Source organism: Curtobacterium sp. NPDC098951 (genome assembly GCF_044759965.1).
Lineage (GTDB): Bacteria > Actinomycetota > Actinomycetes > Actinomycetales > Microbacteriaceae > Curtobacterium.
The window spans coordinates 233,589-256,002 of record NZ_JBIWAG010000004.1; the positions used below are offsets into that span (position 1 = coordinate 233,589).

General features: G+C 72.9%; 25 protein-coding genes. 14 read left to right on the forward strand and 11 right to left on the reverse strand.

From position 1 onward, the window contains the following. Window positions 1-2: 2 nt before the first annotated feature. The 3 genes from ACIQUC_RS13505 to ACIQUC_RS13515 all read right to left on the reverse strand — a co-directional run bounded on the left by ACIQUC_RS13505 (window position 3) and on the right by ACIQUC_RS13515 (window position 2,659). Window positions 3-467, reverse strand: coding sequence for a MarR family winged helix-turn-helix transcriptional regulator (locus tag ACIQUC_RS13505; protein WP_031261031.1), 465 nt, complete (start codon window positions 465-467; stop codon window positions 3-5). 78 nt (window positions 468-545) lie between these two features. Continuing rightward, window positions 546-2,003 carry a sugar porter family MFS transporter gene (locus tag ACIQUC_RS13510; RefSeq protein ID WP_402267788.1) on the reverse strand — a complete coding sequence of 486 codons (1,458 nt, stop codon included), beginning with the start codon at window positions 2,001-2,003 and terminating at the stop codon, window positions 546-548. A 128-nt stretch (window positions 2,004-2,131) separates the two neighbouring features. Continuing rightward, entirely contained in the window at window positions 2,132-2,659 is a 528-nt protein-coding gene (locus ACIQUC_RS13515; RefSeq protein WP_402267791.1) for a hypothetical protein, read from the reverse strand. A 118-nt stretch (window positions 2,660-2,777) separates the two neighbouring features. On the opposite strand from ACIQUC_RS13515, the gene ACIQUC_RS13520 reads away from it, so the two are divergent. Beyond that, the gene (locus tag ACIQUC_RS13520; RefSeq protein ID WP_402267793.1) at window positions 2,778-3,680 is read left to right on the forward strand and encodes a LysM domain-containing protein; all 903 of its coding nucleotides are present in this window, start codon (window positions 2,778-2,780) and stop codon (window positions 3,678-3,680) included. Window positions 3,681-3,770: 90 nt separating this feature from the next. On the opposite strand, the gene pgi is transcribed toward ACIQUC_RS13520, so the two are convergent. The 4 genes from pgi to ACIQUC_RS13540 form a co-directional block, all read right to left on the reverse strand. Beyond that, window positions 3,771-5,480, reverse strand: coding sequence for a glucose-6-phosphate isomerase (gene pgi, locus ACIQUC_RS13525; RefSeq protein ID WP_402267795.1), 1,710 nt, complete (start codon window positions 5,478-5,480; stop codon window positions 3,771-3,773). Between the two features lie 256 nt (window positions 5,481-5,736). Further along, complete coding sequence (locus ACIQUC_RS13530) at window positions 5,737-7,968, reverse strand: heavy metal translocating P-type ATPase (RefSeq protein ID WP_402267798.1); 2,232 nt, start codon at window positions 7,966-7,968, stop codon at window positions 5,737-5,739. Beyond that, window positions 7,965-8,183 (reverse strand): heavy-metal-associated domain-containing protein, encoded by a 219-nt coding sequence (locus tag ACIQUC_RS13535; protein WP_022908520.1) that lies wholly within the window; start codon window positions 8,181-8,183, stop codon window positions 7,965-7,967. The genes ACIQUC_RS13530 and ACIQUC_RS13535 overlap by 4 nt, the downstream gene beginning before the upstream one ends. Window positions 8,184-8,229: 46 nt before the next feature. After that, window positions 8,230-8,520, reverse strand: coding sequence for a metal-sensitive transcriptional regulator (locus tag ACIQUC_RS13540; RefSeq protein WP_031263278.1), 291 nt, complete (start codon window positions 8,518-8,520; stop codon window positions 8,230-8,232). A 90-nt stretch (window positions 8,521-8,610) separates the two neighbouring features. On the opposite strand from ACIQUC_RS13540, the gene ACIQUC_RS13545 reads away from it, so the two are divergent. From ACIQUC_RS13545 to ACIQUC_RS13595, 11 genes are all read left to right on the forward strand, one after another. Next, a complete protein-coding gene (locus ACIQUC_RS13545; protein ID WP_402267803.1) occupies window positions 8,611-9,798 on the forward strand; it encodes a helix-turn-helix domain-containing protein in 1,188 nt (395 codons plus the stop codon). 164 nt (window positions 9,799-9,962) lie between these two features. Beyond that, window positions 9,963-10,418 carry an Asp23/Gls24 family envelope stress response protein gene (locus ACIQUC_RS13550; RefSeq protein WP_022908523.1) on the forward strand — a complete coding sequence of 152 codons (456 nt, stop codon included), beginning with the start codon at window positions 9,963-9,965 and terminating at the stop codon, window positions 10,416-10,418. After that, on the forward strand, window positions 10,411-10,602 hold the full coding sequence (locus ACIQUC_RS13555; RefSeq protein ID WP_022908524.1) for a DUF2273 domain-containing protein: 192 nt from the start codon (window positions 10,411-10,413) through the stop codon (window positions 10,600-10,602). The genes ACIQUC_RS13550 and ACIQUC_RS13555 overlap by 8 nt, the downstream gene beginning before the upstream one ends. After that, window positions 10,599-10,913 carry a hypothetical protein gene (locus ACIQUC_RS13560; protein ID WP_022908525.1) on the forward strand — a complete coding sequence of 105 codons (315 nt, stop codon included), beginning with the start codon at window positions 10,599-10,601 and terminating at the stop codon, window positions 10,911-10,913. Before ACIQUC_RS13555 ends, ACIQUC_RS13560 begins: the two co-directional genes overlap by 4 nt. Before the next feature lie 9 nt (window positions 10,914-10,922). Further along, window positions 10,923-11,498: a DUF6286 domain-containing protein gene (locus ACIQUC_RS13565; RefSeq protein ID WP_022908526.1), complete on the forward strand. Its 576-nt coding sequence runs from the start codon at window positions 10,923-10,925 to the stop codon at window positions 11,496-11,498. After that, window positions 11,495-12,058, forward strand: coding sequence for a hypothetical protein (locus tag ACIQUC_RS13570; RefSeq protein WP_022908527.1), 564 nt, complete (start codon window positions 11,495-11,497; stop codon window positions 12,056-12,058). The genes ACIQUC_RS13565 and ACIQUC_RS13570 overlap by 4 nt, the downstream gene beginning before the upstream one ends. A gap of 88 nt (window positions 12,059-12,146) precedes the next feature. Beyond that, complete coding sequence (locus tag ACIQUC_RS13575; protein ID WP_022908528.1) at window positions 12,147-12,320, forward strand: CsbD family protein; 174 nt, start codon at window positions 12,147-12,149, stop codon at window positions 12,318-12,320. Window positions 12,321-12,399: 79 nt separating this feature from the next. Further along, a complete protein-coding gene (locus tag ACIQUC_RS13580; protein ID WP_402267809.1) occupies window positions 12,400-13,545 on the forward strand; it encodes an Asp23/Gls24 family envelope stress response protein in 1,146 nt (381 codons plus the stop codon). Continuing rightward, window positions 13,542-13,958, forward strand: coding sequence for an MFS transporter permease (locus tag ACIQUC_RS13585; protein ID WP_402267812.1), 417 nt, complete (start codon window positions 13,542-13,544; stop codon window positions 13,956-13,958). The genes ACIQUC_RS13580 and ACIQUC_RS13585 overlap by 4 nt, the downstream gene beginning before the upstream one ends. Window positions 13,959-13,996: 38 nt before the next feature. Continuing rightward, window positions 13,997-14,182, forward strand: coding sequence for a hypothetical protein (locus tag ACIQUC_RS13590; RefSeq protein WP_022905857.1), 186 nt, complete (start codon window positions 13,997-13,999; stop codon window positions 14,180-14,182). A gap of 76 nt (window positions 14,183-14,258) precedes the next feature. Next, entirely contained in the window at window positions 14,259-14,906 is a 648-nt protein-coding gene (locus tag ACIQUC_RS13595; RefSeq protein WP_402267815.1) for a gamma-glutamylcyclotransferase, read from the forward strand. Here ACIQUC_RS13595 and ACIQUC_RS13600 read toward each other — a convergent pair. The 4 genes from ACIQUC_RS13600 to rimK form a co-directional block, all read right to left on the reverse strand. Next, complete coding sequence (locus tag ACIQUC_RS13600; RefSeq protein ID WP_402267817.1) at window positions 14,882-15,868, reverse strand: NAD-dependent epimerase/dehydratase family protein; 987 nt, start codon at window positions 15,866-15,868, stop codon at window positions 14,882-14,884. The genes ACIQUC_RS13595 and ACIQUC_RS13600 overlap by 25 nt on opposite strands. Beyond that, window positions 15,865-18,573, reverse strand: a complete 2,709-nt coding sequence (locus tag ACIQUC_RS13605; RefSeq protein WP_402267819.1) for an alpha/beta fold hydrolase — start codon at window positions 18,571-18,573, stop codon at window positions 15,865-15,867. The genes ACIQUC_RS13600 and ACIQUC_RS13605 overlap by 4 nt, the downstream gene beginning before the upstream one ends. Then, window positions 18,570-19,643, reverse strand: coding sequence for a 3-oxoacyl-ACP synthase III (locus tag ACIQUC_RS13610; RefSeq protein WP_402268020.1), 1,074 nt, complete (start codon window positions 19,641-19,643; stop codon window positions 18,570-18,572). Before ACIQUC_RS13610 ends, ACIQUC_RS13605 begins: the two co-directional genes overlap by 4 nt. A gap of 89 nt (window positions 19,644-19,732) precedes the next feature. Continuing rightward, window positions 19,733-20,926 carry a 30S ribosomal protein S6--L-glutamate ligase gene (gene rimK / locus ACIQUC_RS13615; protein WP_070418032.1) on the reverse strand — a complete coding sequence of 398 codons (1,194 nt, stop codon included), beginning with the start codon at window positions 20,924-20,926 and terminating at the stop codon, window positions 19,733-19,735. A 66-nt stretch (window positions 20,927-20,992) separates the two neighbouring features. Here rimK and ACIQUC_RS13620 point away from each other — a divergent pair, with 66 nt between their 5' ends. Both ACIQUC_RS13620 and ACIQUC_RS13625 read left to right on the forward strand, forming a co-directional pair. Next, entirely contained in the window at window positions 20,993-21,475 is a 483-nt protein-coding gene (locus tag ACIQUC_RS13620) for a RimK/LysX family protein (protein WP_022906836.1), read from the forward strand. Then, entirely contained in the window at window positions 21,475-22,371 is an 897-nt protein-coding gene (locus ACIQUC_RS13625; RefSeq protein WP_402267823.1) for a serine hydrolase domain-containing protein, read from the forward strand. The genes ACIQUC_RS13620 and ACIQUC_RS13625 overlap by 1 nt, the downstream gene beginning before the upstream one ends. The last annotated feature ends 43 nt before the right edge of the window (window positions 22,372-22,414 follow it).

The window sequence follows — 22,414 nt, forward strand, 5'->3', positions numbered from 1 at the left end:
AGTCACCCCCCGAAGGCGGAGACCTCCTCGGGTGACGGTTCCCCCATCGCCCGACGGAGCGCCGCCATCCCGGCGGTCACGACCGCGCGGTCCGCGACCGGCACCCGCTCGATGATCTCCTCGAGCTCCCGGCGGCGACGATCCGTGACCTCGGCCACCAGTGCACGCCCGCGCTCCGTCGGCGCCACCAGGACCTCGCGGCGGTTGTCCGACGACGCCCGGCGTTCGACCCACCCGCCGGCCACCAGACGGTCGACGTTCCGCGTGAGGGTCGACGGTCCGACCGCCAGCCGGTCCGCCAGGACGCCGGCACGCGTCGGCCCGAGGCTGACGACGAGCACGATCAACCGGAACTGCGGGACCGTGACCGACTCGAGCGCCGGCGCGAGCGACCGCGCGACGACGCCGAGCAGGCCGCGCGACGCGGCGAGGACTTCATCGATCCCGTGGTCCGGACGTTCACCCATGTCCGCCATCCTCGCAGGCGATCACGTCGCCCCCTCGATCCCGCGGCCCAGGAGGCCGGTGCGGGGACGCCTTCGTGGTCAGCCGCGGGCCTGCGTCGTCGGGACCGTGAAGATGTTGCCGGTCGTGACGCCCTCCTGGACCTCTTCGAGGGTGCGCCCGCGACTCTCCGGCACGAACTTCCAGATGAAGAGCAGGGCGAGGACGCCGACGGCCGCGAACCCGAAGAAGGTGCCCGTGATGCCGGTCGCGGCGACGATCGTGGGGAAGTACAGCCCGAGGAACGCGTTCGCGATCCAGAGGCAGAACACCGAGATGCCCATGCCGAGTGCGCGGATCTGGGTCGGGAAGATCTCGGACAGGATCACCCACGTCGCGATGTTGAGGAACGTCTGCATCGAGCCGACGAACGCGACGACGAGGAACAGGATCACCCACGGGCGGGCGGGGTTGCCCTCGACCAGGGTCATCGACGCGATCCCGATGAGGAAGTGGCAGACGGTCGTCAGCGAGTAGCCGAGGATGAGCGTCGTGCGCCGGTTGATCTTCTCCATGTTGCGGATCGCGATCACGCCGCCGACCACCGCGATGACCCCCGGCGCGATGTTCGCGATGAGCGCTGTCTGGTCCGCGAAGCCCGACTCGACGAGCACGGTCTGGCCGTAGTACATGATCGAGTTGATGCCGGTGAGCTGTTGCGCCACCCCGATGCCGGCACCGATGAGCACGATGCGGATCAGCCACTTGTTGCCGAGCAGGGTGCGCCAGCCGCTCTGCCGCTCGACGTCCGCCTCGAGCTCGTTCGACCGGGTGATGTCCTCGAGTTCGGCGTGGGCGCGCTCGCGGGAGCGGATCTGCCCGAGCACCTCGAGGGCCTCGTCGTCGCGCCCCTTGGAGGCGAGCCACCGCGGTGACTCCGGCACGCGGAGCATGCCGATGAACAGCGCGATCGCCGGCAGGGCACAGACGGCGAGCATCACGCGCCAGACGCCCTCGCCCTCGCCCCAGAGGGAGCCGATGATCGCGTTCACCACGAACGCGGCGAGCTGGCCGATCACGATCATCAGCTCGTTCCGACCGGACAGCGATCCGCGGATCTCGTACGGCGCGAGTTCCGCGAGGAACACCGGCACCACCGTCGAGGCACCACCGACCGCCAGGCCGAGCAGGACGCGACCGACGACCATCACCCCGAAGACCGGGGCGAACACGCAGACGAGCGTCCCGACGAAGAACGTCACGGCGAGCAGGATGATCGTCCTGCGGCGCCCCCAGCCGTCGGCGATCCGGCCGCCGAGCATCGCGCCGATCGCCGCCCCGAAGAGGAGCGAGCTCGTGACCACGCCCTCGGTGAGGTTCGTGAGCCCGAGCTCCTGCTTCATCGGCAGCAGGGCGCCGTTGATCACACCGGTGTCGTAGCCGAAGAGCAGGCCGCCGAACGTGGCCACGAGTGCGAGGACGCCGAGGCGTCGGACGTGCGGGCCGTGTCCGACCGGCGGGAGGGGGACGCTCGTGGCTGTCGGTCTGATGTCGACCATTCGGTGACTCCTTCGTCAGTGATCGGGCTGCATCGCTGTGGAGGATCGTAGCCCGAAACCATGTCCTGTCAATCGGTCATACACACGGAATGACGAATGGATGGCTCCGCGAAAGCCCCGGTCAGCGATCACTCGCCGTTGCCGGCGGGGTCGTCGAGCACGTCACCCAGCGACGGCATGTCCGCACCGTGGTCGGTGTAGCGACGGACGGTGCGTCGAGCGGCGGCACTCGCGGCGCCCGAGAGCCGGGGGTTCCGTCGTGCAGCGTCGGCCACGCGTCCAGCGTGCCCGGCGGTCGACAGCAGGATGTTCGCCAGCGCGCGGGCGTCGCCCGGCTCCGGGACCCCCGTCACCGTCCAGGCCGTGCGGACCTGCTCGTCCGGGGTGACCCCGCGACGCGTCCCCATCCGGTGCCAGTCGGACAGCGAGCCCTCGGTGCGGGCGGCGGCACGGTCGGCCTCGCCCGCCCGACGACGCTCGGCGTCGCGAGCGGCGTCGTCGGCCGCTTCGCTCCGTTCGATCCGGTCGACCAGGCCGTCCGCCCGCTTCCGGACCTGCTCGGCACGCTCGCGCGCGGCGGCGTCGTCACCGCCGGCCTCGGCGATGCGGGCGGCGTGCGCGGCGGCCGCCGCGGCGAGGATCTCCGAACGCTCCATGCACCGACGGTAACCCGTGCAGCCGACAGCGCCCGACCGTACGTCCACCGACACATCGCCGCACGGGCGACGGTGTGCACGTCCGGCAGTCCGCTACGGTTGAACCCGAGGGGGAGTCATGAAACGAACCGCAGTGGTCGGAACCGTCCTGGTGTCGACCGTCCTGCTGTCCGGCTGCTCGTGGCTGCGCGGGACGGACGGGGCGATCCCCGCCCCGTCCGCCCCGCCCACGAGTGCCTCCCCGACCCCGAGCGACACACCCACCGCCGACGGCGACTCGGCCGCGGACCTCCTCGAGGCCTCCGCGACCCCCCGCACACCGACTGCCGCGCCCACCGAGGCCGCCGCACCGGCACCGACGCTGACGCCCATCCCGGCCGGCACGGTCCTCGCCCAGGGCGACGTCGCGTCCCCGAAGGGCAGCATCCACTTCCACTTCCGTGTCGTCGCCGACGGAGCGGACGCGTTCACCGCCGAGTACTCCGGGTTCACGTCGACGCTGCCGGTCCCCGTCGGGGTCGGGCTGTTCGACCTGCCGAAGGAGGTCGGCGACGGCCTGACCTACCGCGGGGTGGGCGACCACACGCTCGGCGGGCCGACGAGCACGCCCGGCTCCGCATCGGTCCCGCTCACCGGGTCCGGCGTCGAACCGTCGCACCTCGGCACCCTCGTGACGTACTCGGCCGCCCGCCCCGGCCAGGACGTCCCCGTCGAGATCGCCGCGGACAAGGTCCTCGCCGTCACGACCGTGCGGTGGTCGATCCCCGCCCGGCAGACGAACGTGCACCCGGTCGACCACGGTGCCCGCCCGAACGCCACCGGATCGGTGACGGCAGCCGCCGGCGGCGGGGCTCCTGCGCGGTACACCGTGGCGCCCGACGACCTCATCGGCGACGTCGCCGCACGGTTCGGCATCACCGTCCGGGCGCTCGTCTGGCTCAACGAGGGCGTGCAGGTCTTCGGCGAGGACCAGCACCTCTACGAGGGCACCACGCTCAACCTCGACCCGCTCGGCCGCTGAGCTGCGCGGGTCCCGCCGGAGCGCGACCCACCGACGACAGGAGGCGCGGTGCCAGCCGGCACCGCGCCTCCTGTCCGTCAGGTGCGTGCGTTACTCGCCGCGCAGCTCCAGGTACTTGGCGATGAGCGCCTTCGTCGAGGAGTCCTGCGCGTCCAGCGCGGCCTGGTCACCGTCGACCGCCGGGGCGATCTGCAGCGCCAGCTGCTTGCCGAGCTCGACGCCCCACTGGTCGAACGAGTCGATGCCCCAGATCGTGCCCTCGGTGAACACGATGTGCTCGTACAGCGCGATGAGCTGACCGAGCACGCTCGGGGTGAGCTCCGGCGCGAGGATCGACGTCGACGGCTTGTTGCCGGTGAAGGTGCGGGCGGAGACGATGGCCTCGTCCGTGGTGCCCTCGGCGCGGACCTCGTCCGCCGTCTTGCCGAACGCGAGCGCCTTCGTCTGCGCGAAGAAGTTCGCCAGGAAGAGCGCGTGCACGTCCTGCCCGGGCTGCACCGCCCCGCCGTCACCGGTCTCGTCCTTGAGCGGACGCGCGGGCTTCGCGACCGTGATGAAGTCGGTCGGGATCAGGCGCGTGCCCTGGTGGATGAGCTGGTAGAACGCGTGCTGGCCGTTCGTGCCCGGCTCACCCCAGAAGACCTCGCCGGTCTCGGTGGTGACGGGCGAGCCGTCCCAGCGGACGCGCTTGCCGTTGGACTCCATGGTGAGCTGCTGCAGGTACGCGGCGAAGCGGTGCAGGTACTGCGTGTACGGCAGGACCGCGTGGCTCTGCGCGCCGAGGAAGTTCGAGTACCAGACGTTGAGCAGGCCCATCAGGACGGGGACGTTCTGCTCGAGCGGCGTCGTGCGGACGTGCTCGTCGATCGCATGGAAGCCCGCGAGGAACTGCTCCCAGTTCTCCGGGCCGATCGCGATGACGACGCTCGTGCCGATGGCGGAGTCGACCGAGTACCGGCCGCCCACCCAGTCCCAGAAGCCGAACGCGTTCTCGGGGTCGATGCCGAACGCCGCGACCTTGTCGAGCGCGGTCGACACGGCGACGAAGTGCTTCGCGACGGCGTTCGACTTCTCGTCGTCGGACGCGTCGGCCAGGCCGAGCCGCTCCCAGAGCCACTGGCGGGCCAGGCGGGCGTTGGTCAGCGTCTCGAGCGTGCCGAAGGTCTTCGACGCGACGATGAAGAGCGTGGTCTTGGGGTCGAGATCAGCGGTCTTCTCGTAGATGTCCGCCGGGTCGATGTTCGAGACGAACCGCGCCTCGAGGCCGGGCTGGACGTACGGCTTCAGCGCCTCGTAGACCATGACCGGGCCGAGGTCGGAGCCACCGATGCCGATGTTCACGACGGTCTCGATGCGCTTGCCGGTGACACCGGTCCACGCGCCGCTGCGGACCTGCTCGGCGAAGGCGTAGACCTTGTCGAGCGTGGCGTGCACGTCGGCGTCGACGTCCTGGCCGTCGACGACGAGCGCCGGCGAGGCGCCCTTCGGACGGCGCAGGGCGGTGTGCAGGACCGCGCGGTCCTCGGTCGCGTTGATGTGCTCGCCGGCGAGCATCGCCTGGAAGCGCTCGGCGACGCCGGTGTCCTTCGCGACCTGGAGCAGGTCGGCGAGGATCTCGTCGGTGACGAGGCCCTTCGACAGGTCGACGGTGAGGTCGGCGGCCTGGAACGTGTAGCGCTCGGCGCGAGCGGGGTCGCTGTCGAACCAGCCGCGCAGGTCCGGGGTGAAGCCGTCGGCGATGCCGGCGAGCTTCTTCCAGCCGTCGGTCGATGTGGGGTCGACGGGAGCGGATTCGGTCACTTGTGGTCCTCCTGGATCGCCTTCAGACGTACGAGCCCGCGGGTCACCGCTGCGCTGCGTCGCGGACCGCCTCCGAGCGTAGTGCGCTCCGGCGGATGGTGTGCGCCGTCGGACAGGAGGCGCGGGGCACGTTCGCTGTGCGCGTCACGGGGCGAGCGGCGCGAGCGCGTCCGCGACCGGGCAGGCCCGGGCGACGCGCCAGGCGCGTCCGGCCCGCAGGTGGCGACGCCGGGGGCCGTGCGCGGTGGCGGCGCGGTCAGGACTCGGGGGTGAAGCGGCGGAGGCGCAGGCTGTTCGTCACGACGAAGACCGACGAGAACGCCATCGCCGCGCCGGCGAGCACCGGGTTCAGCAGCCCCGCCATCGCGAGCGGGATCGCCGCGACGTTGTACGCGAACGCCCAGAACAGGTTGCCCTTGATCGTGCGGAGGGTCGCTCGCGAAAGCCGGATCGCCTCGGCCACCACGGTGAGGCGACCGCTCACCACCGTGATGTCGCTCGCGGCGATCGCGGCGTCGGTCCCGGCGCCCATCGCGATGCCGAGGTCGGCCGCCGCGAGGGCCGCGGCGTCGTTCACGCCGTCACCCACCATCGCGACGTGTCGGCCATCGGCCTGCAGGCGGCGGACGGTCTCGAGCTTCGAGGCCGGGGTGGCGCGGGCGTGCACCTCGTCGATGCCGACCGCGGCGGCGACGCTCCGGGCAGCGCCCTCGTTGTCGCCGGTGAGCAGCACCGGGTGCAGCCCGAGCTCCCGGAAGCGCCGGACGGCGTCCGCAGCCTCGGGCTTCACGGTGTCGGCGACGACGACCACGCCGACTGCTCGGCCGTCCGTCGCGACGACGACCGCGGTGCCACCGTCGGACTCGGCGTCCCGGACGGCACGCAGCACGGTCTCCGGGACGGCGACGGACCACGACGTCTCGAGCCAGGCGGTCGTGCCGACGAGGACCACCGCGCCGTCGACGACCGCCTGGACCCCGGCCCCGGGGGTCGCGGTGAACTGCGCCGCTCCGGTGACGTCGAGTCCTCGGGCGCGGGCGGCCGCGACGATCGCCCGGGCGACGGGGTGCTCGGAGCCGTCCTCGACCCCGGCGGCGAGCCGGAGGACCTCGGCGTCGTCGGTGCCGGGCGTGCCCGTGACCGCACGCAGGGCCATCGTCCCGGTCGTCACCGTCCCGGTCTTGTCGAGGACGATCGTGTCGACGCCGTGGGTCTGCTCGAGGACCTGCGGGCCACTGATCAGGATGCCGAGCTGCGAGCCCCGGCCGGTCCCGACCAGGAGCGCGGTCGGGGTCGCGAGGCCGAGCGCGCAGGGGCAGGCGATGATGAGCGTCGCGACCGCCGCGGTGAAGGCGGCCGTCAGGGATCCGCCGAGGACGAGCCACCCGACGAACGCCGTCACCGCGAGCCCGATGACGATCGGCACGAAGACCCCGGACACCCGGTCGGCGAGGCGCTGGACGTCCGCCTTCCCGGTCTGCGCGTCCTCGATGAGCCGCCCCATCCGGGCGAGTTCGGTGTCGGCCCCGACCCGGGTGACCGCGACGACGAGCCGACCGCCGACGTTGATCGTGGCGCCGGTGACGTCGTCGCCGACGTGGACCTCGACCGGTACGGACTCGCCGGTGAGCATGCTGCGGTCGACGGCCGACGTGCCCTCGCGCACGGTGCCGTCGCTCGGGATCCGCTCCCCCGGCCGGACGACCACGACGTCGCCGACGACGAGGGACGCGGCGGGCACGCGCGTCTCGGTGCCCCCGCGCAGCACCGTGGCGTCCTTCGCGCCGAGTTCGAGCAGCGCCCGGAGTGCGGCGCCGAACTGCTGCTTCGCGCGGGCCTCCATGTACCGCCCCGCGAGGATGAACACCGTGACGGCCGACGCGACCTCGAGGTAGAGGTCGCTCGCCTCGGGATCGGTCGCGAACCACGAGAAGGTCATGTGCATGCCGGTCGTCCCGGCGTCGCCGAGGAACAGCGCGTACAGCGACCACCCGAACGCGGCGAGGACGCCGACGCTCACGAGGGTGTCCATCGTCGCCGCGCCGTGCCGGGCGTTCACCCAGGCGGCCCGGTGGAACGGCAGCGCGCCCCACACGGCCACCGGGGCGGCGAGGGTCAGTGCCAGCCACTGCCAGTTCGGGAACTGCAGGACCGGCACCATCGAGAGGACGACGACGGGGACGGCGAGGACCGCCGAGACGACGAGTCGTCGCCGGAGCGCCGCGGTCGGGTCGTCCACGCGGTCGTCGTCGGCGGTCTCGGGGTCGGCGGTCGCCGGCGGGCGCGGCACCGAGGCCCCGTACCCGGCCGACTCCACGGCCGCGATGAGGGCACCGGTGTCCGAGCTGCCGGAGACGGTGGCCTTCTCGGTCGCGTAGTTCACGGTCGCGGTGACGCCGGGGAGCTTGCCGAGCTTCCGCTCGATGCGGTTCGCGCACGAGGCGCAGGTCATCCCGGTGATGTCGAGCTCGACGACCCCGTCCGTCATGACCGCACGACCTCGTACCCCGCCTCGGCGACGGCGGCGCGGAGCGCGTCCTGCGGCACCGGGGCCGCGGACGTCACGGTCACCTCGGAGGCGCCGCCGGGGACGAGCCGCACCCGGACGTCGGACACCCCGTCGAGCTCGCCGAGCTCCTCGGTGACGCTCATCACGCAGTGGTCGCAGGTCATGCCCTCGACGAGCAGCAGTTCGGTGGTCATGGTGGTTCCCTTCTGGGGTCGGGTCACGACGTCGGCGTCGACGCCGTCAGGAGCGGACGAGCCGCGCGATGGCGTCGCTGGCCTCGCGCACCTTCGCGTCCGCAGCGTCACCGCCCTCGGCGACGGCCTCGGCGACGCAGTGCCGCAGGTGGTCCTCGAGCAGCGAGAGGGCGACGCGTTCGAGTGCCCGGTTCGCCGCGGAGATCTGGGTGAGGACGTCGATGCAGTACGTCTCGTCCTCGACCATGCGCGCGATGCCACGCACCTGCCCCTCGGCGCGACGGAGTCGCTTGAGCAGGTCGTCCTTGTCCCCGATGTAGCCGACGTGTTCGTGCATGCTGGCCTCCGTCATCCGTACGGTACCCCCCTAGGGTATACCCATCCGCCGTTGCCGTGACCCCGGGATGAACCGTGCGATGATGCGACCATGACCGAGGTGGCGACGAACGGCTTCCGCAGACTGCGGTTCGCCGACGGCGACGGGTCGGACTACTCCGACATCTTCGAGGCCGAGTACCACGGCTCCGACTTCGCCTCGGGCACCTTCGCCACCCGCGACACCCGCTACGAGTACACGGTCGTGGGCGACGACGACCTGACGCTCCGGACGATGCGGGCCGAGGGCGGCAGGCGTGGTGGAGTCATCGGGCCACGGGACGACCACGTCGTGTTCTGGCTCACCAAGGGGCAGCTCGAGATGCACTTCGCCGACCGGTCCCGCGTCGTCGTCCCCGGCAGCCCGTACATCGCCTCGGCGTCCGAGGCCTACCGCTTCGAGTCGACGGGCACGATCTACAACGGCGTGCACATCGCCGACCGGTTCCTCCGCGCGGTCGGACAGGACCTCGGCTTCGCACTCCCCGACGGCCCGCTCCTGTTCGACCAGCAGGACGAGGTCGTCGCGCGCCAGGAGCCCCTCCGACACCTCGTGCGCGAGATCGGTCCGATGCTCGTCGACGACCGCGTGCTCGGCCCGATGCGCACGGCACTCAACCGCCGGCTCGCGGTCGTCGTCCTCGACACCTTCCCGATCCGGAACCGCGGCTCGGACGTCCCGGTGGCGAACCGGCTGCGGGACGCGGTCCGGTTCATCGAGGAGCACGCCGCCGAACGCCCGGCAGTCCCCGAGATCGCCGCCGCGTGCGGGCTGAGCCAGCGCGGCCTGCAGGACGTGTTCTCGCGGACCCTCGGGTCGACCCCGCACCGATTCCTCCGCGACCACCGACTCGACCGCGTCCGACGCGAGCTCCTGCACACGGACGGCGACGAGAGCGTCACCGAGATCGCCCGGCGATGGGGCTTCACGAACCACGGACGTCTCGCCGTCGCGTACCGCGACCGGTTCGGCGAGGACCCGGCGTCGACCCTGCGCTCCTCACGCGCCGCCCGACCGGGCCGCGCCTCGTGGCGGCTCCGTCGTGCCGTCGAGTTCATCGAGTCGAACCCGGACTCGGCACTGACGCTGCAGGCGATCGCCGACGCCGCGGGCGTGCGCCCACGGCGGCTGCAGCAGCTCTTCCTGGAGGAACGGGGCGAGTCCCCGATGGCGGCCGTGCGGTCGATCCGTGGTGCTGCAGAACGCAACGCGTCGGACGGAATCAGCGCAGCTCGCTGACCGTCGGCACAGCAGGGGTACGCAGCGCTGCGCGTTCCGCGCCATCCCTGGGAAGTTCCTGAACTCGATCGGCCCCGTGTGACGATCCTCGAGTCAGCCCCGTCTCATCCGTGAACAGCAACCGCTGGGAACGCCCGGCGGGACCGAATCGGAAGGAAACCACGATGGCTGACACCACGACGACCACCCCGGCTGCGACGACCGCGGGCCGCGCTGCGACCGCACCGGCTGGTGGCGTGACGGGCAAGACCACGATCGACGACACGGTGGTGTCGAAGGTCGCGGGGATCGCGGCTCGCGAGGTGAACGGTGTGCACTCGCTCGGCAACGGCGCAGCGCGTGCGATCGGTGCGATCCGCGACGCGATCGGTCAGCGTGACTTCGGTCAGGGCGTCAAGGTCGAGGTCGGCGAGAAGCAGGTCGCCGCGGACATCGTGATCGTCGCCGAGTACCCGGTGTCGCTGCAGCAGGTCGCCGACGGCGTCCGCTCCGCGGTGGCCCGTGCGCTGACCCAGATCGTCGGCATGGAGGTCGCCGAGGTCAACGTGACCGTCCAGGACGTCTACATCCCGGGCGACGACGACGACAACGACGACAAGAAGGAGTCCCGCGTTGAGTAACACACTGGTCGGCGCGCTGATCGGCGCGATCCTCGCCGTCGTGGCGTTGCAGTTCGGGTTCTGGGGCTTCGTCCTGGTGGTCGTGTTCGGTGCTCTCGGCGCGCTCGTCGCGGCGTTGGTGACGGGCAAGATCGACCGCGGCGCCCTGACGGACGTTCTGACCGGGCGTCGGAGCTCCCGGTGAGTGCCGGCCCGGACGTCCCGGGCCGGGTCGAGATCACCGCTCGTGCCCTGACCTCGCTGGCGCGGGCCGTCGCAGCCGAACGGCTCGGCGCGCCCGCGAAGCGGGTGCGGGTCGGCCTGGGCGATGCGTCCGGGGCGCTCGCGCTCGACATCACCGGTCCGATCTCGGCGGGCGAGGACATCCTCGCCCGGTCCGTGCGGGTCGCTGACGAGGTCAAGGGCCGGGTCGGGGACCTCACCGGCCGCCGGGTGGGCAGTGCCCACATCGAACTCACCGGGATCGTGCGCGAGCACCGGTCCCGGACCCTGTAGGAGGCCATCATGAGCAACGGTTCCGTGGAACGACGCATCCGTCGCCGCAGCGTGCACCGCTCCCGCTCGACCGCGGTCGCCGTCGCCCTCGTGGTGCTGGCGTTGGTCGCGGCGTGGATCGGCACCGAAGCGGTCCTCGCCGGGATCGGCCGTCCGCCGCTCGTGGCGGACCCGCAGCAGGTCGTGGACGCGGCCCTGCGACCGGACGCGGCGTTCGTGACGATCGCCGAGGTCGTCGCGGTGGTGCTGCTGGTGCTCGGTGTGGTGCTGATCGTGCTGGCCCTCAAGCCCGGCCGGCAGCACCGCTCGGTCATCGACCACGACCGTGGCGCGGTGATCATCGACAGCCGCATCGTCGCCTCGACGGCCGCCAACGCGGCCGGGCTCGCCGCGGGTGTGCCCGAGGGCAACACGTCCGCGACCGCTCGTGGCCGTTCCACCCACGTGCGCGTGGTGCCCGTCAGCGGGATCCCCGTCGACGACTCCGTCGTCCGGGACGCCGTCCAGGCACGCCTGGCGGGCTTGGACGAACGCTTCGGCCGGCGCGTGAGCGTCAGCGTCGAGGAGAAGGGAACGCTGGCATGACCGGCAGCAACCGGACCATGAACCGGATCATCCTGCTCGTGCTCGGCCTGGTCGCGGTCATCGTCGGTGTCACCATCGGCGCCGGCGTGCTGACCCCGGTCCGGGACGCCGTGCAACCGTACGTGGACCTGCCGCGCAACCTCGACGTGCCCGCGTCGTCGCTGTGGATCGTCGTCGCGGTCTGCGCGGTCGTGATCGTGCTGTCGCTGCTGTGGGTGTTCACCCGCGGTCGTGGCGGGACCTCCGTCGCCGTGCGGGAACGCTCCGGCGACGACCAGGTCACCGTGAACGTCGCGCTCGTCCGCGACGTCGTCGAACACGAACTCCAGGACGTCCGTGACGTCGTCGGTACCCGGGTCGACACGTACCTGGTCCGTCGTCAGCGCGCCGCACGCATCCGCGTCGCGGTCCGCCGCGGCGGTGACGCGGTCACCGTCCTCGACGCCGTCGACCACGCCGTCTCCACGCTGGACCGGACCCTCGGCCGGCAACTGCCGATCCTGGTCCACCTCACGGGCGGCACCCGCTCCGCCCTCGCCAAGGCAACCCGCGTCCACTGACACACGCGCGCCGGGCGGCCACCGCGCCTCCCGACCCGCCGGACGCACCACCCACCGGGCGTCAGCCCGACCGATGAAAGGACCCCTCATGGGACTCGACGACAAGATCAAGAACGCCGCTCAAGACCTCGCCGGCAAGGCGAAGGAAGCCGTGGGCAAGGCCACCAACGACGACGACAAGGTCGCCGAGGGCAAGAAGGACCAGGCCGCCGCGAGCGTCAAGCAGACCGGCGAGGACGTCAAGGACGTCTTCAAGAAGTAGGACGCACGAACCGTGTCGGGGCACTCGCGATGTCGAGTGCCCCGACACGTTTCCGGTGGACCGAACGAGGAGGAGAACGATGCAGCACGACCCGAATGCGCACACGCAGGTGACCGAAGTCGCCCTGCCCGCGGAGCTCACGGAGCCCCTGCCCGACGACGCGAGCACCGTGACGATCGTCGCCCGCACCGCGGCCGAGACGGCGCTCGGCGTCCCCGGCGTGCACCACCTCGGCGGTCTCGCCGCCCGCGCAGCCGACCAGCTCCGCCAGCAGCTCGGGAAGAGCGCGGGGACCGCGGGCGTCCAGGTCGACGACGAGGACGGCGCCCTCGCGGTGAACGTCTCCGTCGTCGTGAGCTACCCGCACCCGGTCATCGCCGTCGCGGACGAGGTCCGCAAGCAGGTCGCCGCGGCCACGCGACAGGTGTCCGACGTCCCGACCTCGGTCGACGTCCGCGTGCTCGACGTGCACGGTCCGTTCGACGACGAGCAGTCGCCGCTCGGCCGGGCGGCGGAGGCGACCGGCGACGCCGTCAAGCAGGCCGCGACCGCGACCGCGGATGCGACCAAGCGCGCCACCGACGCCACGGGCGCGGCGCTGAAGGACGCGGCGGAGGCCACCGCCGACGCCACGAAGCGAGCCGCGTCCGCCACCGCCGACGTGACCAAGCGCACCGCCGAGGCGACCGCCGACGTCGCCCGTCAGGCAGCTGACGCCACCCGCGACGCCGCAGAGGCGACGGCGGAACAGACCAAGCGGGCAGCCGACGCCACCGCCGACGCCACCCGCCGTGCGGCGGACGCCACCGCCGACGCGACCAAGCGCGCCGTCGACTCCGCCGCCGAGACCACCGGCGACGTCCGTGACGCGGCGACCGAGGAGCTGGCCCGCTCCTCCGAGCTGGCAGCGGACGCCGCCGACTCGGCGAAGGACGCCGCAGCCGGTGCACGGGACGCCGTCGTCGACACCGTCGCCGAGCACGACGCGACCCCGGCCGACCGTGCCGCTGCCGCCGCAGACGCGGCCGAGGACGCGGCCGACGCCGCCGAGGACGCCGCAGCAGCCGCGTCGGAGTCCGCCGACGCAGCAGCCCGGGCCGCCCGCTCGGACGCAGCGGACACGCCGGACGCGCTGGCCACGCAGGAGGCACCGGAGGCGTCGGACACCACGGCCGCCCTCGACGCCGACACCGAATCCGGTCGCCACCGTCAGGACCAGCCGTGACGACCGCCTGGTCGGGGAACCGTCGGACGCGCGTCCGACGGCCCCGCCCGCGCGGCGTGTGGATCGCGGGCGGCATCGGCGTCGTCCTGGTCCTCGGCACGCTGCTCGGCGCGTTCCTCCCCCTCGTCGGCTTCCTCGGCAGCGTCACCGCCACCACCGCCGGCCTCGTGCCGTTCCCGTTCATCCGAGTCACGGTCGTCGCCCTCCTCGGCGCGATCGTCGTCCTGGCGCTCCTGCTGCTCGCGTTCACCCGGCGGCACACCGCCACCGCGACCATCGCGGTGGTCCTCGCCGTCCTGGTGAGCATCGCCGTCACGGTCGTGCCGGTCGTCCTCGTCGCCGTCGGGTCCGCCGACCGTGCCGGTGACGTCTGGCCCATCGTCACCGAGCTCTGGAACCGCTTCACCGGCTGAGTCCCTCGGCCGTCCGCACCACCATCGAAGGAGTCACCATGCGCAACCGCATCATCCTCATCGGCGCGATCGTGTTCCTCGGGTTCTGGTTCGGCGCACGCGCCACCCGTCCCGTGAACAAGAAGTCCAAGGCCCAGACCGCGCGCGAGCTCTGGAACGACCCACGTTCGCGGAAGGCCCGCAAGAAGCTCCGGAAGAAGATCGCCGGAGCGACCAAGCACTGACACCGACACGAGGCGCGGTGCACGTGACCCGATCTGGGTGGCGTGCACCGCGTCCGTCGTTCGCTACGGTCGCAGCATGCACCGTCTCTCCCCCGCACAGCGCTGGGTCGTCGCGCTCGGCGCGTTCGCCGTCGTCCTCCTCGTCGTCGGCGTCGTCGGGCTGGTCGTCGGGCTGTCGAACCGGTACGGGTGCCTCGGCGCGGGCGACACCTGGCCCGAGGAGCGGTGCCCCGGCGACGACTCCGGGATCGTCTGGGGCAGCGTCCTCGGCATCGTGGGGCTGCTCCACCTCGGTCTCACCGGCCTGGCCGGCGCGATCGTCTGGACGGCCGCGCCGACGATCGCTCCCGGCCGTCTGCGTCGCCCCGCCCCGAACGTCGGTGTGAACGTCGTCTTCACGGTCGGCGCGCTCCGGCAGCCCGAGGTGCAGGACGCGCTGTTCGGCGACCCGGTGCCGACTGCCGAGGACGCCCTGGCCGGCTGGCGGATCGACGACGCGACGAGCACCGACCCGGACGTGGTCCGAGCGAGCGGACCGGGCCGTCGTCCGACCCTGCGACGCGGCACCAGCGAGGACCGGGTCGAGGGTGCGGCCCTCACGCTCGGGTACGAGTGGCAGCTGCGGGACGTCGACGACCACGAGCCCACCGACCACCAGCGCATCGAGGTGACGCTGGAGTCGGGTACCCGGGCCTGGGTCTACGTCGCCGCCGACGAGGTCTGAGCGGCTGCGAGCCGTTCGAGCCCCTCGTCGATCGACACCGCCGGCGTCCACCGCAGGTCCTGGCGGGTGCGGCGCTGGTCGAACCAGTGCGCCGTCGACAGCTGCTCCGCGAGGAACCGGGTCATCGGCGGCTCGTCCTGCCCGGGTCGTACCCGCCAGAGGGCCTCGACGAGCGATCCGGCGACGCGGGCCACACCGGCCGGCACGTGCAGCCGGGGTGCCGGGACCCCGGACGCCGCGCAGATGCCCGCGAGCAGGTCGGCGACGGGCCGGGGCTCGCCGTTCGTGACGACGTGGGCGGCGCCGTGCACCGCGTCGTCGGCGGCGTGCTCGAGCGCAGCGACCATGGCCGAGGCCGCGTTGTCGACGTAGAGCGTGTCGATCAGGGCGGCGCCGGAGTCGAGCACCGGGAGCCGTCCGCTGCGGGCCCGGTCGACGATCCGCCCGATGAGCTGGGTGTCGCCCGGTCCCCACACCAGGTGGGGGCGGACGGCGGTGACCGCGAACCCCGGGGCGTCGGCGGCGAGGGCGAGGAGCTCGGCGGCGGCCTTCGTGCGGGCGTAGTCCCCGCGGGCGCGCGCCGGCTCGGCCGGTGCGGCGCCCGCCCCGACGAGCGACGAGCCGGTGTGCGCGACCGAGGGCGACGACACGAACACGAACCGTGTCGCCCCCGCGCGGCGTGCGGCGTCGAGCAGGGTCCGGGTGCCCTCGACGTTCACGCGGACGAAGTCGGCCGGGTCGCCGGCGAGCGAGACCTCGGCGGCGAGGTGCACGACCGCGTCGACGCCCTCGACCGCCCGGACCACCGCGGTGGGGTCGGTCACGGTGCCGAGGACGTCCGCCGCCCCGTCGACGCCGGACGGACGCCGCTGGAACGTCCGGACCTCGTGGCCGGCGTCCCGCACGGCCGCGGCGGTCGCTCGCCCGAGGAACCCGCTCGCGCCGGTGACGAGGACCCTCACGGCCGGACCATCCGCCCACCGGACAGCACCGATGCGGCCCACCGTGACAGCCGCGCACGGTCGACCTTCGAGTTGTGCCGGATGTCGGTCGGCAGCTCGGGCACGGTCAGGACCGCCGCGACGGGGATGCCGGCGGCTGCCCGCACGGCGCGCGCGAGGTCCGGGTCCGCAAGTGCGGGTCGACGAGCGCGGCGCGTGCCGGTCGTCTCGACGACGGCCACCGCCTGCTGCGTCCCGCGCGGGCCGACCCCGGCGAGACCGGCGCGGCCGACGCCGGGGACCCGTTCGATCCGCTGCTCGGGTCCGACCGGCGTGACCACCCCGTCCGGGGTCGTCAGCACGTGCTGCAGGCGTCCCTCGACCCAGAGGCGGCCGGCTGCGTCGAGGTGCCCGACGTCACCGGTGCGGTGTCCCCGGGAGTCGTCCACGCCGAGTCGCGACACCCGGTCCTGTCGCCAGAGCCGGTCGTAGCGCGCCCGGACGTGCGGCGCGGCCACGACGATCTCGCCGGTGACGCCCGGGTCGTCGGTCAGCGTGCCGGTCGGCAGACCGTCGCCGTCGAGCGGGGCGATCCGCACCCGGACGTTCGCCGCCGGGGCCCCGACGCAGATGCCGTCGTCGACCGCGGACCCCGCCGAACGGACCCCGTCGAGGTCGACGTCGGTCATCAGCAGCCCCTCGGTCATGCCGTAGGGCGTGTGGGCGCTCGCGTTCGGCATCAGCTCGGTGGCCGCGGTCAGCAGGGCCGCCGACACCGGCGCCCCGGCCGACAGGAACAGCCGCACCCGGCCGAGTGCCGCACGCTCGTCGGCGGTGAGCGCACCGGCGGTCGCCACGACGTTGGCGACGGCGGCCGGCGACAGGAAGACGACCGTGGCGTCCGCTGCCTGCACCGCGTCGGCGACCGCCCGCGCGGTGAGCGTCCTGGGTGCCGTGACGTCCATGTCCGGTGCGACCGACCGCGCCCCGAGGGCCGGACCGAGCAGGGCGAACGGGGCGAACCCGGCGACGAGCCCGGTGCCGACGCCGATGTCGTACTGGGTGGCCAGCGCGTCCCGGACGGCACCGAGCTGCCCGTGCGTGTACACGACGCCCTTGGCCGGGCCGGTCGACCCCGACGTGAACAGCACGGCGGCCGGTGCGTCGGCGCCGGGGGCCTCGGGCATGGCGGTCCCCCGTGCGAGCCGGTCGGCTCCGCGGCGAGCGACCTCGGTGAGGGTGCGTTCGACCCGGAGCGCACGCCGGGCGGCGGCGGGCAGCGCGACCGTCGCGATCCGACGACCGGGCCAGCCGAGCGCCCGCGCGGCTCCGAGGCCGGGCAGCGCACCGATGATCCAGTCGGGACGCGCGCCGCGCACGGCCCGGGTCAGGCCGCGCAGGCCGAGCCCGGCGTCGGCGACCACGACGACCGCGCCGATGCGGACGCAGGCGTAGAGGACCGCGGTGAGGTCGGCTCCCGGGGTGACGAGCAGCGAGACACGGTCGCCGGGGCGGACGCCGAGGTCGACGAGTCCCGCCGCGATCTCGTCCACCCGGCGGGCGAGCAGCCGCCACGACACCGTGCGGGGCCCGCCGGCGGCGGCCATCTCGACGAGCGCGGCGTCGTCGCGCTCGCGCAGTGCGTCGAGTGCGGCCCACAGCGGGCGGCTCGCGTCGGCGACGGTGTCGGTGGGGGCCTGGAGGGACGGTTCGGCCCCGGCGGGCCCGTGACCGTCCGGCAGGTGGTCACCGAGCCAGTCGAAGACCGTCCCGGCGACGTCGGCGTCGTCCGGCAGCAGGTGCCCGGCGCCCTCGAAGCGGTGGACGTCGGCGTGCGGCAGGCGGTCCGCGAGGTCGTCGAGGTAGCGCTCCAGGAACACCGGGTCGCGCGGGCCCCACATCACGAGGGCCGGCAAGTCGAGCGCCGCGACCCCCGCGGCGATCCGGTCGAGTTCCGGTGCGCTCGGGTGGTCGGCGTCGACGGGGATGTCGGCGACGAACCCGCCGATGCCCCCGCGACGGGCGGCGCCGCGGTAGGGCGCTCGGTACGCGTCCGCGACGGGACGGTCGAGCCGCGGGTGCGCGATCGCGAGGGTCGTCTCGAGGAACGCCGGCGTCAGCACCGTGGCGCGGCCGAGGAGCTCGGGACGGAGGGCGAGCCGCAGCGGCGCCGGGATCGGGGCGTCGTCCGGCTGGTGCACGGCGGTGTTGCAGGTCGTGACGGCCACGACGAGGTCCGGGTGGTCCACCGCCCAGCCGAGGGAGACGACCCCGCCCCAGTCGTGCCCGAGGGTCACCACCGGGCCGGTCAGGCCGAGTTCGTCGGTCAGCGCGCCGAGGTCTCGCACGCGGTCCGCCAGCCCGTGCTGCGTGCCGGTCCGCTCCGAGAACCCCATGTCGAGCTGGTCGACCGCGACGACCCGCCACGCCGGACCGCCGGCCGCGGCGACGTCGAGCGAGGTGCGGAGCACCGACCGCCACAGGTACGACCACGTCGGGTTGCCGTGCACGCACAGCAGCGTGCCGACGGGTTCCACGCCGAGCGCGGCCAGGGAGCCGGCCGTGTCGAGGAGGTGCCAGGAGCGCTCGGGGCGAGCCGCGCCTCCAGGACCCGCAGCGGCCGGGACCGCGACGATGCGCGACCAGGCGGGGTCGAGTCCGGGCAGGGGCGGCGGGGGCGTCGCCGGAGCCGTGGCAGCGGCGACGCGCGGGAGGCCGGAGGTCACCAGCGCAGTTCCATCATCGCCGTGTTGATGCCGGAGCCGACACCGCCGAGGAACACCCGGTCGCCGGGGCGGATGGCGCCGCGGGCGACCTCGTCCGCGAGGGTGATCGGGATCGACGCGGGGCCGACGTTGCCGAAGCGCTCGTACGTGGTGGGGACCTTGTCGCGCGGGACGCCGATGGCCTCGACGAACGCGTTGGTGTGCACGTCGGAGACCTGGTGCAGCACGTAGCGGTCCATGTCGGCCCAGTCGAAGTGGGAGCGCGCCTCGTTCCAGGCGGCGACGACGAGTTCCATGCCGCCCTTGAGGAGCATCTTCGCGTCGGTGAACATGCCGTCGACGCTGCCGACGCAGAGGTCGTACCACTGGGTCGCCGCGCGGGTGACGCCGCCGACGATCCGGTGGCCGCCCGGGTGCATGTCCGCCGGGCCGAGCACGGCCGCCGCGGCGCCGGAGCCGAGCGTCAGGCTGGCGAACTCGCTCATGAAGTCCTTGCGGTTGCGGCCGCCCTGGTTCAGGCGCTCGATGGTGTTGAGCTGCACCTGGTCGGCGTCCTCGCCGTCCACGACGAGCGCGTACTTGATCTGGCCGGAGTCGATCATGCCCGCGGCGACGCTCATCGCGTTCACGAACCCGAGGCAGGCGTTCGCGATGTCGAAGTTGATCGCGGACGACGGCAGCCCGAGTCCGTGGTGCAGCCGCACGGCCACCGAGGGCTCGAGGTGCGGGCGGGTCACCGACGTGTTGATGAGCAGGCCGACGTCCTCGGGGCGGATGCCCGCCTCCGCCATGGCACGGCGCCCGGCGTCGATCGCGGCGTCCTGGAAGGACTGCCCCTCACCCCAGTTGCGACGCTCCTTGACCCCGGCGACACGCTCGAGCAGCCCCATCGGCAGGCGCAGGCGGCGCAGCACGACGCGGAGCTTCTCCTCGATGTCGGCCGAGGTGGTCACGCGTTCCGCCACGGTCGTCGCGACGGAGAGCAGCGCGACGTTGTCGTGCTTGGCCGTGGCGTTGCCGGGCCGCTCCGTGTCGCTGCTCGTCGCCTGGTCGACCGGCCGTTCCGTCATGATCGTCACCGACACATACTTCCGCATCTGGCCTGGGTACGCGATCCGGAAGCGCTGACAGGCGGGGGACAGTGCGCTCCGGATGCGCCTCACGCCTCGGGCTGGCGTGGTTCCTTGGGGAGTTTCCGGACCTTCGCGCGACGCTTCCGACGCTCCGGGATCATCGATCGCATCTCCTCCAGCTTGCCGAAGCAGAGCAGGCGGTCCCCGGGTTCGAGGGCGACGCCGCTCCGGGGGTTGGGGATGACGCCGGAGCCGCGGTGCAGCGTGAGGACGGTGATGTCGCGGTCCCAGAGACCGGACTCCTTGATGGTCTTCCCGACGAGGTCGGCGTTCGTGTGCACGAGGAGCTCGGCGACGCCGTACCCGGTCGAGACGGACAGCCGCTGGCGGACGTCGATCTCCGGGAAGGCCACCTGGTTCGCGATGAAGTCGATGATCGCTCCGGCGATGTCGAGCCCCGTGGCGCGCTCGATCCCCTCGAGCCCCGGCGACGAGTTGACCTCCATCACGAGCGGTCCGTCGTTGCCCTCGAGCATGTCGACGCCGGCGACCCGGAGGCCCATGATCTGCGCCGAGCGGACCGCGGCCTCCTCGTACTCGGGCGTCAGCGTGACCTTCTCGACGGTCCCGCCGCGGTGCACGTTGGACCGGAACTCGTCACCCGAGGCGCTCCGCCGCATCGCCGCGACCACCCGGTCGCCGACGACGAGCGCACGGATGTCCTTGCCGCGGCTCTCCGAGATGAAGCTCTGGATGAGGACGTTCTGCTTCGTGGAGTGCAGCGTCTCGACGATCGACTCGGCCACCTTGGCCTCGGGGGCGAGGATGACGCCGATGCCCTGCGTGCCCTCGAGCAACTTGATCACGACCGGAGCACCGCCGACGCGCTCGATCGCCCCACGGACGTCGGCGCGGCCGTTCACGAACGTCGTCGCGGGCATGCCGATGTCGTGCCGCGACAGGATCTGGTTCGCCCGCAGCTTGTCGCGCGAGTTCGTGATCCCGTTGGCGGTGTTCGGCGTGTAGACGTCCATCTGCTCGAACTGCCGGACCACCGCGGTGCCGTAGTACGTGATCGAGTTCCCGATGCGCGGCAGGACGGCGTCGTAGTCGGACAGGAGCTTGCCGCGGTACTGCAGGTCCGGGTCGTCGCCGGTCAGGTCGATCGCGAACCGGAGCGTGTTGAGCACCTTGACCTCGTGCCCGCGGTCGATCGCTGCAGCCCGGAGGCGCTCCGTCGAGTACGCGTGCGGCGCGCGCGACAGGATGGCGAGTTTCATCGGGTGTGCTCCGGGGTAGGGGTATCGACGGCGACGCTCCATCCAAGCATGCGACAGGATGGGCACATGGCCCGAGAACCGAAGTCACCCAACGGCGGTCTCGTGGTCGCCGGATGGCGGGAGTGGGCCGCCCTGCCGGGGCTCGGCATCCCGTGGATCAAGGTGAAGCTCGACACCGGTGCGCGGAGCTCGGCGCTGCACGCGTTCGACCTCGAGGAACTCCCCGGCGACCGGGTCCGCTTCTCGGTGCACCCGTGGCAGGACACCGATGCCGACGCCGTCACGATCGAGTGCGCGGTGCACGACCGTCGCATCGTCCGCAGCTCCACCGGGCACACCCAGGAGCGCATCGTGGTGCTCACCGAGATGTCCCTCGCCGGGCGTGTCTTCGAGGCCGAGGTCACCCTGAGCAACCGCGACCAGATGGGCTTCCGGATGCTCGTCGGCCGCGAGGCACTGCGCCAGGGCTTCCTCGTCGACCCGGCCCGGTCCTTCATGGCCGGTCGGGCCCCGAAGGAGATCCGCCGGCGCAACCGGGGCCGCGCCTGATGCCGGACGGCCACGCGGCCGACGTTCTCGAGCGCATCGTCGCCGGTGTCGACGCGGCCGGACTCGGTGCCTACGGCGTGCACGTCCGGATCGGTGACGACGAGGTCGAGCACCGGTGGCGCAGCGACGATCGCGAGAACCTCTACTCCGTCTCGAAGGGTGTCTGCGCGCTCGCGATCGGGATCGCCGTCGACGCGGGCATCCTCACGCTCGACACCCGCGTCCCCGAGCTGCTGCCGGACATCCCGCTCGGAGACGGCGTCGACGCGGTCACCGTCCGACACCTGCTGACGATGACGAGCGGCATCGACTTCGCCTGGTTCGGCGACGAGGTCGTGTCGTGGCCGGACCTCGCGGCCGAGATGCTCGGTCGACCGACGGTCGGCCCCGGCTCGGTCTTCCGGTACTCCGACGCGAGCCCCTACGTCGCGATGCGCATGCTGGGAGCCGTCGTCGGCGACGTCCGCGACTGGCTCCTCCCGCGCCTGTTCGACCCGCTCGGCATCCACAACCCGCAGTGGCACCGGTGTCCGCTCGGCTGGATCGTCGGCGGCAGCGGCCTGGAGCTCCGCACGTCCGAACTCGCACGCATCGGCGCGCTGCTGCGCGACCGCGGACGGTGGGGCGCGGACCAGCTCGTCCCGGCGTCGTGGGTCGACCGGATGCACGCGGAGTGGGTACCGACGGAAGGCGGAGCCCCCTTCGAGCGCTACGGCCTCGCCGTGTGGGACGGCCCGGGCGAGACGTGGCGGCTCGACGGCCGCTACGGCCAGTACGTGGTCGTCGACCAGGCGCGCGACGCGGTCGTGACGATCACCGCCCACGAGGAGACGGACGACCACCGCCTCGCCGAGCTCGCCGCCGACGCGGTGCGCGAGGCGCGCGGGCCGCGCTGACCGGTCCCGCCCACGCCGAACTCGCCGGACTCGCCGCCGACGC